Source organism: Luteolibacter sp. (genome assembly GCF_058122085.1).
The window spans coordinates 1-7,550 of sequence record NZ_JBIKBQ010000153.1; the positions used below are offsets into that span (position 1 = coordinate 1).

Genomic DNA, 7,550 nt, shown 5'->3' on the forward strand with positions numbered 1-7,550 from the left:
TCCGAGACGCCCTCCGACATGGCGAAGACGCTGCTTGAGCGCTGGGGCAAGTAAGCTCGAATCATTTCACCGAAAGGCGGAGCGCAGGCTCCGCCTTTTTTGCGCGCGCCCGGCGGCGTGATCGTTAGGAGAAGCCGGGGGGAGCGGCGGAATCCGTCACGGTTTGGCGGCTTGGCCCTTTTTTCGCGTCTCGAGTCCTCTGAAAACGGGCGCGATCAATTGGGCGTCCCAGGCGATCCTCCGCTTTTCCAATTTTCGGGCTTGGAGCCGGCGAGGTCTTTCGTTTCACCGACATGCTGCTTCAAATCGTAAAGCCTGGCCCCGGTGTTTTTTGCCTCGATGAGAAGCTTGTGGCCGCCGCCGCGCACCGCATACGCGCCTATGTCGAACATCCGGAAGTAGAGCGCGTCGTGGGGCGCGCCGGATTTCTCGCCGGTGAGGAAAGGCATCAGGTTCACGCCGTCCAGCGGGCGGGCGGGATCAAGCGGGGCGTTGGCCAGCGCTGCGATGGTGGCGAGGATGTCGAGCGAAATGACCGGGTGTTGATAGACGAGTCCTTTGGGAATCCTGCCAGGCCACTGGGCGGCGAAGGGCACGCGGATTCCGCCTTCCGTCAGGCTGCCTTTGCCGCCGCCGTTGTCGGAGAGGAAGACGACCAGCGTGTTGGAGTCCTTGTCCTCGGTCTTCAGCCAATCCAGCACGCGTCCGACGCCACGGTCCAGGGCTCGGATCATCGCGGCGTAGGTCCGCCGGTTTTTGTCTTCGATGTGGGAGTATGCTTTCAAGTCCTCTTCGGTCGCCTCCATCGGGGTGTGCGGGGCATTGTAGGAGAGGTAGAGGAAAAACGGCTTCTCGTCTTTCGCGCCCATCCAGCGGATGGCTTCATCGGTGAAGAAGTCGGTGAGATAGGAACTCGGAAATTTCGTCACCGGCTTTCCGTTGCGTTGGATTTGATTTTTCCCCGTGCCCGGGAAATACGTGTGGCCGCCGCTGAGCATGCCGCAGAACTCATCGAATCCGCGTTGGTTCGGGTGGAAGATCCCGCCGTCGCCGAGATGCCATTTGCCGATCAAGCCGGTGCGATAGCCGGCGGCTTTCAGGTGGTTCGCAAGCGTGTGTTCGCCGGTTGGCAGTCCGAGACAATCCGGGCGGGTGGGATATTCCTTGGGACTTCCATTCAGATTTCCCTCGTAGCCGAAGCGCCGCGGATCGCGACCGGTGAGAAGCCCCGCGCGGGACGGCGAACAAACGGGGCTGGCAACGTATCAATGGCTGCAAAAAGTGCCGCTGGCCGCCAAGCGGTCGATGTGAGGTGTCTTGATGGTGGTGCTGCCGGTGCAGCCGAGATCGCCGTAGCCCATGTCGTCGGCGAGGATGATGATGATGTTAGGTTTTTCCGCGGCGACGTGATCGCCCAGCTCGACGACCTCGTCGGCGCGGTCATCGCGAAACTGGAGCAGCTCAAGTTGTTGGAGAATACCCTGGTGATCGTCAGCAGCGACAACGGCCCGGTGCTCTTCGATGGCTATGAGGATGGCGCTGTCGAGAAAAATGACTAGGGAGATCCAAGGTCGGCCGCAGTGGCATTGTCGAGGAAGGGATCTCGGGGGGGGCTGCGCAGCGGCGATTGGAAACTCATCCCGCCGCACAAAGGGCAGGCGATGATCAAGGACATGCGTTCCGGCAACGGACCGAAGCCCCAACCTTACAATCTAGCCGAAGATCCGGCGGAAACCAAAAACCTCGCCCGCGAGAATCCTGAAAAACTCAAGGAGCTCGCCGCCATGCTGGATCAGATCGCGGGTGGGAAAATCACCACCAACGTTTCGTCTGCGTTCATTCCTCCGGCGCTCCGATAGCGGAGAACCTGGTCAAGCGTCTGGAGGCGGTTCACAAGCTCTATCGAAAGCCGGTCTGGATCACCGAATTCGCCGTCGGCGACTGGAAGGCGAAAAGCCCCGCCGAGAATCAATACAAGCCGGACACGGTCCTGCGTTTCATGGAAGACGTCCTGCCGAGGCTGGACAGGTTCGATTTCATCGAACGTTGCGCGTGGTCTGGTGGAAACCTGTTCCCACGTGCGTCTCACGGCTTGGCTGGAATCGACCGCCTCGACCATCTGCGGCGCGGCGACCGGTGATCGCCGCTACGCGGGGGCGCCGATGGCTCCGGGAATCGGGCCGGGGCCTTCCGGGCGGTCTTCTTCAGCGGCCTTGGCGACGGGCTTTTTCTTGAGTTCGTCCGGGACCGGTGGTGGCTTGGGCGCGGATGGCGGATTGCGCATTTCGCCGTGGTCGATGATGTCGCGGAGATGGGCGGCATCGAGGGTTTCGAATTCGAGAAGCGCCTTGGCGATGAGTTCGACCTTGTCACGGCCTTCTTCAAGGACGCGGGTGGCGATGGCGTAGGCGTTGTCGATGAAGTTTTTGATTTCCTCGTCGATGATCTTGGCCGTGCTCTCGCTGTAGTTGGTGCGGCGACCGCCCATGTCGCCGCGACCGAGGAAGACCGGGCCGTCGCCCTCGCCGTATTCGACCATGCCGAGCTTGTCGCTCATGCCCCATTCGCAAACCATGTGGCGGGCGAGCGCGGTGGCTTGGCGGATGTCGCCGGATGCGCCGTTGGAAACATCGTCGCTGTGGAAACCTTCGGCGATGCGGCCGCCCATGGTGACGATGAGGTTGGCGAGGGCTTCCTTTTTCTGGGTGGAATATTTGTCGCCGTCCGGGAGATACATCGTCGCGCCGAGGTAAGGGCCGCGCGGGATGATGGTGACCTTGTGGAGCGGGTTGGTGTCCGGCAGGACCATGTTGAGGTAGGCGTGGCCGGCTTCGTGCCAGGCGGTGCCGGTTTTTTCCTTGTCGGACATGGCGAGGCTGCGGCGTTCGCGGCCCCAACGGACCTTGTCGCGGGCTTCTTCCATTTCGTCGAGGGTGACGGCGGAAAGTCCGCGTCGGGCGGCGAGCAGGGCGGATTCGTTGATCAGGTTCGCGAGCTCGGCACCGGAGAAGCCGGGCGTGCCGCGGGCGATTTTGGAAAGGTCCACGCCGGCAGCGAGTTTGATCTTCTTGACGTGGACGCGGAGGATTTCCTCGCGGCCGTTGACGTCGGGCAGTGAGATGGTGACCTGGCGGTCGAAACGGCCGGGACGGAGCAGCGCGGGATCGAGCACGTCCGGGCGGTTCGTCGCGGCGATGATGATCACGCCTTCCTGAGTGTCGAAGCCGTCCATCTCGACGAGGAGTTGGTTGAGCGTTTGCTCGCGCTCGTCGTGACCGCCGCCCATGCCGTGGCCGCGGTGACGTCCGACGGCGTCGATTTCATCGATGAAAATGAGGCAGGGCGCGTGTTTGCGGCCTTGCTCGAACATGTCGCGGACGCGGGATGCGCCCACACCGACGAACATTTCGACGAAGTCCGAGCCCGAGATCGAGAAGAACGGCACATCCGCCTCGCCGGCGATGGCGCGGGCGAGCAGGGTTTTGCCGGTGCCGGGCGAACCGACCATCAGGACGCCTTTCGGGATCGAGCCGCCGAGTTTCTGGAACTTGCGGGGATCGCGGAGGAAATCGACGATTTCAAACAACTCTTCCTTGGCTTCCTGAATGCCGGCGACGTCCTTGAAGGTCACCTTGTTGCGGTCCATGGTGAGCAGGCGGGCCTTGCTCTTGCCGAAGGACATCGCGCCGCGGCCGGCGGATTTCATTTGCTGGCGGAAGAGGAAGAAAAGGATGCCGATGATGAGCAGGAAGGGCAGGAAGGTGAACAGCGCGCTGCTGAGGTAGTCCTTGTTGCGCTCGTAGATGGCCTTGTCCTTGACGAGTTTGTTGAGGTCCTCGCTCTGGATGGCGGTCGAGACGGGGACGCTGAATTGGACGGCTCCGACGACCATTCCCTTGGCATCGAGCTGCACGGGCGGATGGGTGACGAGCTTGCGGGTGCCTACGATCACCGCGTCGTCCGAACCGGCGGTGGTCAGGACGCGCAGCGAATTGACAGGATCGCTGATTTCAACGGATTTGAGGGCCAACGACTTGCGGAGTTCCGCGAGCGAGAGAGTTTCCACATCGTTTTCGAGAGGTTGCTCGGAAGCCGCTGCGACTTGCTGGAAGCGGATGTTGTCGCCGAGCAGTTCGTTGATTTCATTGCGTTGGAGCGCGAAGTTGACGAGCACGCGGAAATCCTTTTTCTGGCTGTCCGACTTGGGGGCGAGGATTTCGGGGCTGACCCAACCGGTGATGGTGGCGTCGAAGGAAGTGTCGGTGGTGATGACCTTGAGCGGCTGCTTTGAGTTGTCCACCACGACGCGGCCTTGGTCCCAGGCCTGGCGGAACTGGGAATAGGTCATGGGGCTGACCGCTTTGTTGGTGTTGGTGAGGAAGGCAACGCCGAGAATGACGGTTGCCACGCTGAGGAGGCCGAGGAGACGCCAGTTGAAACCACTGGCCTCGCCTGGAGTGCGGTTCGGGTTGTTCGGTGGCGGAGTTGAGTTCGGTGAGTCGGACATAGGAGTCGTGAAAAAGCCGGGCGGCAGGCGTGCGCTTGAGGTGGGCGCGCTGCCGACTACCGTCCGGGAGTGAGGGAGAATAGCTTAAGAGGGTGAAAAGCAAACCCCTTTTTTGCACGAGTCTTGCGGGTCGGCGCAAGGTCTGCCAAGAAAGCCGGCGTGGAACCACCCGTGCCCCAGAAAGACCAGCCCCAGTCGCCTCGATTGAGGGCGCGTGCGTTGGGTTGGCTGAGGGCGATTCCGGGGGTGGGGCGGCTGCGGGCGCTGCGGCCGGGGGCGGACGCGCACGTCGGGGTGCTGGTGGATGCCTTCGCGGCGTTCGCGACCTTGGACGACGAGCTCAGTTCGCTGGAGGCGGATTTGATTTTGGACATGCTGCGGAGCGCGTTTCCGGAGGTGGATCACGGCTGGCTGGGACGGCGGTTGCAACGCGCGGTGCGCAATCCGCGGCCGCTGCAGGCTCTGGCGGTCGAGTTGAAGGATGGTTTCGACGATGCGGGGAAACTGGCGCTGGGTTTGCAGTTGTTCACGCTGGTGGACGCGGCGGGGCGCTCGGAGCGCAACCGGACGAGTTTCGAGGTTTTCATGCGGCGGCTGGGGCGGCCGGATTACGGGGTGGCGATCCTGCGGGAAATGCGCGGCGACGGCGGCGAGCCTAGCGACGAGGAGCTGCCGTTCGAGCGCTTGGTTTTCGGCAGGGACGGCGCGGACGTGTTGTTGCCACCGGCGGCGGGCGACCACGAGTTCCGGGTTTACCGGGCGGGGGATTTGATTTTGGTGCGAAACACCGGCATCTCGCCGCTGTGGATCCGCGGGCGCTCGGTGGAAACCGGTTCGTTCCTGCGGATGCGCGAGCGCCAGCCGCTGGTGGTGCCGGGCTGGACGCTCAGTTACGAGGACCTGATGTTTTTCCTCGATGTGAAGCGCACCGGCAACTCGCCGACGATCTATCTGGAGTCCGGTGGCGCCGGCCTGACCGCCGAGCGGACGCACGGACGGCAAAGCGCGCTGCGGGTTCGATTCGGACTCCAGGCGGAAGTCGAGGCCTTGTGCGACACCGAACTGCACGCCGGCAGCCGCGGGCCGCTGAAGAAGGGTGAAATCGTGATCTGCCGCAATCACGAGCGGCTGGGCGACGCCTCGGGTTTCAGCCTCTCGATCAACGAGCTCCGCCGCAAGGCCACGCAGAAGGGGCGGCGATTCCGCCTCGCGGGCGACCGGCAGGAGTATCTGGTTTCCAACGACGCGTCCGCGCTCTCGCCGGGCGACTTGCTGTTAGGTCCGAAATTGTCGCCCAAGGCCGTGCTGTTTATCCGTTATGACGCGCATCGGGCGGAGGGCGAGCTGGTCGTCAGGGAAAGCCACGGGCCGATTCTGGTAGATGGCGTGCCGGTGCGCCAGACGGCGCCGCTGCGGGACGGCTCGCTGATCCGTCTTTCCGGCAGCCAGTCGGTGCGCTGCCGTTTCAGCGAGGGGTTTCTGGACGAGGAGCGGACTTTGATCGAGTCGCTCCAGGTGGAGGATTTGATCCATGATTTCGGGCCGGAAGCGCGGGCGCTGGATCACGTCAATTTCGAGGTGAAGCGCGGGGAGATGCTCTGCATCATCGGCCCCAGCGGCAGCGGCAAGAGCACCCTGCTTTCCGTTCTATCAGGCCAGCGCGAGCCGACGCGCGGCAAGGTGAAGCTGAACGGAATCCCCCTCTACGAGCGACGGGAGCACCTCGTGCCGTTCATCGCCCACATGCCTCAGGAGGAGGCGCTCAATCCCCAGCTAACGGTGCGCGAGCACCTGCGGCACGCCGTCACCATCCGGCGGCCGGCGCTGTCGCTGGCAGAACACGAGCGGCGGGTGGACAGCATGCTCGCGGAGCTCGGCTTGCAGTCGATCGCCCGCCGGCGGGTGGGTTCTCCGGGGGAGAAGACGATTTCCGGCGGCGAGCGCAGCCGGCTGAACCTGGGCGTGGACCTGGGCAGCCGGGCGGAGGTCTTCCTGTTCGACGAGCCGATCTCCGGCCTCTCGTCGAAGGACTCCGAGCACGTCGCCGAAACGCTGAGGTCGCTGGCCCGCGAGAAAATCGTGATCGCCTCGCTGCACCGGCCGGGAGCTCCGGTGCTTCGCTTGTTCGACAAGGTCCTGTTACTTGATAGCGGCGGGCGTCTCGCGTATTTCGGGACTCCGGCGGGAATGGTCGGTTATTTCCGGGACGCCTGCGAGGAGCTCTCGATCTCCCACCCGTCGGTCACCGCGAAGTCGCCGCTGGGCGCGGACTTCGTGTTTGACGTGTTGGAAACCCCGCTGAGCTCCATCGGCGGCGGGTCGAACACGGGAGCTGCGCGGCGCTTCCCGCCGTCGTTCTGGCAGGAGCGTTTCGAGAGCGTGGACCTGATGCAGTCCCTGCAGCCGGGGAGCGGTCCGGTTTCCAAACACGGAGAGTCCGGGGAAGGGGAGCGCTTGCCGGTGCCACCGAAACCCTCGCGGAGGCTCCACGCCGTGCTGGCGGTCTTCGCCACGCATTTCCTGCGCTCGCTGCTGTCGAAATACCGGACGCGCGGGACGATTTACAGCACCTGTCTTGAGGCGCCGCTGTTAGCCGCGCTGGTCGCGATCACCCTGCGGTCCTCGCCGGAAGGGCCCTATCAGTTCTCAACCGCGCTGCACATTCCGGCCTACCTGTTCCTGAGCGCCACGGTGGCGATGTTCCTGGGGCTGACCAACTCGGCGACGGAAGTGCTGCGCGACCGGCCGATCCTGCGGCGCGAGCGCAACTGCCAGCCGGGCGCGAGTTCCTACGTGATCGCGAAATTCGCCGCCTTGGCGCTGGTCGCCGCGGTCCAGTGCCTGGCGTATCTGGTGGTGGGGAACTACTTTCTGGAGATCGACGGCATGCTGCCCTATCTGTGGCTGTGGATGACTCTAACGGCATGGACCGGCACCGCCATGGCGCTGGTCGTTTCCTCGATCGTGAAGACCGAGCGAGCCGCGCTGACGGCGGTGCCGCTTTTGTTAGTGCCGCAGATGCTGCTGGCGGGAGCGCTGGTGC

Annotated in this window: 4 protein-coding genes and 2 pseudogenes; 4 read left to right on the forward strand and 2 right to left on the reverse strand. The window is 63.8% G+C overall.

Features of this window, described 5'->3' with window-relative positions; translation table 11 throughout:
* Nucleotides 1-215: 215 nt before the first annotated feature.
* Nucleotides 216-1,361: pseudogene (locus tag AC4DF4_RS17215) on the reverse strand (sulfatase-like hydrolase/transferase).
* A gap of 36 nt (nucleotides 1,362-1,397) precedes the next feature.
* Here AC4DF4_RS17215 and AC4DF4_RS17220 point away from each other — a divergent pair.
* The 3 genes and pseudogenes from AC4DF4_RS17220 to AC4DF4_RS17230 all read left to right on the forward strand — a co-directional run.
* Nucleotides 1,398-1,553, forward strand: a pseudogene (locus tag AC4DF4_RS17220) (sulfatase-like hydrolase/transferase); the annotation flags it as partial.
* A gap of 27 nt (nucleotides 1,554-1,580) precedes the next feature.
* Complete coding sequence (locus tag AC4DF4_RS17225) at nucleotides 1,581-1,859, forward strand: hypothetical protein (RefSeq protein WP_490049343.1); 279 nt, start codon at nucleotides 1,581-1,583, stop codon at nucleotides 1,857-1,859.
* A gap of 20 nt (nucleotides 1,860-1,879) precedes the next feature.
* Nucleotides 1,880-2,140 (forward strand): glycosyl hydrolase, encoded by a 261-nt coding sequence (locus tag AC4DF4_RS17230; protein WP_490049346.1) that lies wholly within the window; start codon nucleotides 1,880-1,882, stop codon nucleotides 2,138-2,140.
* A 6-nt stretch (nucleotides 2,141-2,146) separates the two neighbouring features.
* Here the strand turns inward: AC4DF4_RS17230 and ftsH are convergent, their stop codons facing one another.
* The gene (ftsH, locus tag AC4DF4_RS17235; protein WP_490049344.1) at nucleotides 2,147-4,507 is read right to left on the reverse strand and encodes an ATP-dependent zinc metalloprotease FtsH; all 2,361 of its coding nucleotides are present in this window, start codon (nucleotides 4,505-4,507) and stop codon (nucleotides 2,147-2,149) included.
* Nucleotides 4,508-4,678: 171 nt separating this feature from the next.
* Between ftsH and AC4DF4_RS17240 the strand changes: the two genes are divergently transcribed.
* Nucleotides 4,679-7,550 (forward strand): ATP-binding cassette domain-containing protein (locus tag AC4DF4_RS17240; RefSeq protein WP_490049345.1); only part of this gene is annotated, 2,872 nt, incomplete at its 3' end.

What these genes read in the sequence shown, in the direction of transcription:
- ftsH (WP_490049344.1), bottom strand. Translation starts at nt 4,507, where the DNA reads ATGTCCGACTCACCGAACTCAACTCCGCCACCGAACAACCCGAACCGC.